Source organism: Kluyvera sp. Awk 3 (assembly GCF_028069715.1).
In the GTDB taxonomy this organism is placed as follows: Bacteria; Pseudomonadota; Gammaproteobacteria; order Enterobacterales; family Enterobacteriaceae; genus Kluyvera; species Kluyvera georgiana_A.
In genome coordinates this window covers 1-2672 of sequence record NZ_JANEWH010000244.1, presented here as the reverse complement: position 1 = coordinate 2672, position 2672 = coordinate 1, and the positions used below count along the sequence as shown (strand labels likewise).

Annotated in this window: 3 protein-coding genes; all 3 read right to left on the bottom strand. The window is 33.4% G+C overall.

Annotated elements, in window-relative coordinates; translation table 11 throughout:
• Window positions 1-332, bottom strand: a 332-nt coding sequence (locus NNN71_RS24240) for a hypothetical protein (protein WP_271459544.1), incomplete at its 3' end; no start/stop codon positions are given.
• A 215-nt stretch (window positions 333-547) separates the two neighbouring features.
• On the bottom strand, window positions 548-1054 hold the full coding sequence (locus NNN71_RS24235; RefSeq protein ID WP_069067453.1) for a replication/maintenance protein RepL: 507 nt from the start codon (window positions 1052-1054) through the stop codon (window positions 548-550).
• Window positions 1055-1632: 578 nt separating this feature from the next.
• Window positions 1633-2672, bottom strand: a 1040-nt coding sequence (locus NNN71_RS24230) for a plasmid recombination protein (protein WP_271459543.1), incomplete at its 5' end; no start/stop codon positions are given.

Below are 2672 nucleotides of genomic sequence, written 5' to 3'. Positions count from 1 at the left end.
ATAGAGTCATCTCTAAATGCTTTCCAGTCAGCTTCTGTACGACCTTCTGGGAAAGATATAACACCAGCGAGTAAACACGAGCCATCTTTGCGAAGTTTCCTCCCTGAAGCGTCTGAAGACGTTTCAGCCCATTTTTGAGCCATATCTGCAGCTGCATAAGCATCCACACCAAAAAGAACTGTAGGTTCTTGTGGATGCTCTACGTGTTTACAGTCTTCATCATTTCGCATAGCTTCACCTGCGATCTGATGAATATTCCATTTTGTACTTTTCCCTTTTTGATTTGATCCAACTCTTGCATATGACTCAATATGAATGAACTGATAGCTCATAGGTTCCTCCTAAATATATATTCTCCTATAGTTTGTAACTAACAGAAATAAGCTTGCTAGTAAAGCATAGAGACCGACTATGCTTATCTAACGATAAGCGTCGGTCTTGCCGGAGGCTAAAGACAAAAAACAGAAATCCCCAGACATTATAAATCTATGATTTATGATGTTTGGGGATTCAGCAAGCGTAGCGCGCTAGTATATTTAGTTTTTTATTAATGTGATTTATCAAATAAATCTGTTTGCTTTTGAGACTTCTGTAAGTTCTCTTTATTTTTCCCTGATAGTTTATGTTTTAACCCTTTCATTACAATATTAGAGTTTACGTACATATTACCGTCTTCATCTTTTATTAAAACATCTTTAGCTAAAAGCTTTTTAAATATAATAGAGACATTTGATTTATTCATATCTAATGCTTTAACTATAGATGCTTGAGATAATGAAACCAAGTTACCAAACTCCATTTTCTTTAAAATATAAATCAATACACGAAGCTCAGAAGTATTGATTTTTAACTCTGTTATTAAACGATCAAAGTTTTCTAAAAATAATATTACAAACTCATTTTTCAAACTTATTTTCTTATCATCTTGTATTATTACTGTAGCTTTAACATCTCCACGTTCTTGCATTTCATCTATTTTATCTTTTATTTTTTTACTATTTAAAACTTCAGTTATATCTTCAACATTTTCGTGAACTCTACTTTTAGTTATCATAATAATCTCCTTTTTTTATATTCTGATATATATGTTTTAACCGATCACAAATATAAGTCAATAGAAAAAGTTTAAAAATAACAAACTTTTTCCACTTTTTTGAACGGAAGTTCACAAAGCTAGAGTTGGTAAATGCACAAACTATGGTTGGTAAATCGACCAACTAAAGGTTGGTAAAGTGACAAACTAAAGTTTGTGGATTTACCAACTTTTTAGTGATGGAAGCCTTGTGGGAGTAGGCTTAGAGTGGTGTGTAAGAAGTAAGATAAATAAGAACATAAGAAAGGAAACTTCAAAACCGCCCTCGCCGGGCTGGCCAACCCCTCGAACCACAGGAGCAAGCTCCTGCAGTTCTCACGGTTACTGTTAATGTCATATTGATATTTTTCTTATCGTTTTAGCATCAAATCATATCAATGCATTTGCATTTTTTCTTTATAAGTTATTGATATTTAAAGGTAACCACCTGCGTGCAAACTGCTTTTTTTGGGATAAATCCCTATATCTGCCAGTCTTTGACTGTCAGGCCGCTTTTAGTGGTGTCTCATACACCACAGAGGCGGCAAGAGATGAATGTTCTACATTCGAAATCTGGGGTTTTTCCTGTCTTCTTCCTGTAGAACGTTCTGTTGAGTAGGTTTCTGCTCATAGCTTTCACCTTTTGGTCTTGGTTTACTTATTTCAGCTTCCATAGCCTTATACTGATCAGGAAAACGATCTCTCATTTTTTTACTTGTTATTTTATACTGCTGTAGTTCTTTATTCTCTTCTCTCAATGATAAGTTTTCTACTTCTAAAATATCATTATTTTTTTTAAGCTCTTTATTTTCATTATTCAGAAAGTAGACTTCTTTTGATTTTTCTTTTTTTTCTTTCACTGCTTTTTCTGTTTCTTTTTTTTGAGAGTAATATTCTTTTTTAAATGCTCTATGCTTTTTTTGTTGTTCATTCCTTTGGTTTTTGATAACTCCTATTTCTTCATCTTTTTCCTCTAACTTTTTTTTAAAGCCATCAGTGTAATATTTATATTTAGCTCCTATTTTTGCGATCCAGCCCCAGCCTTTTGACTGTTCTACTGAATAGTCAAAACCTTCTTTTTTACCTTCCTGAATAGCTTGATTTTTTAATAGACTAATATTTTTCATTTCTTCTGATTGCTTTAAAGCATATTCTTTTCTTGCTTTCCATTGTTCACGGGTCAAGCGTTCACGCTTTGGCCCGGTTTTGGTCATTCCGTGTTTTATAGCTACTTCTTTATAAAAGTCTTCTTGAAACTCTTTCATAGCTTGAATATAGACTCTATTTTGATCGCCTTTAAGTATTTTTGAGTTTCCTTTTTTGGCTTCTAATACAGCTTTTTTTCCATCATGGATATCTTCAAACTTTTGTCCGGGTTTTGGAACAGAGTAAAAATGAATATGTTTAAATGCTTCATCTCTATGCTCTATAACAGATTTTAAATTCTCACCATATTTTTCTTTTAAATATTTAATAGAGTCATCTCTAAATGCTTTCCAGTCAGCTTCTGTACGACCTTCTGGGAAAGATATAACACCAGCGAGTAAACACGAGCCATCTTTGCGAAGTTTCCTCCCTGAAGCGTCTGAAGACGTTTCAG

What these genes read in the sequence shown, in the direction of transcription:
- NNN71_RS24235 (WP_069067453.1), bottom strand. Translation starts at nt 1,054, where the DNA reads ATGATAACTAAAAGTAGAGTTCACGAAAATGTTGAAGATATAACTGAA.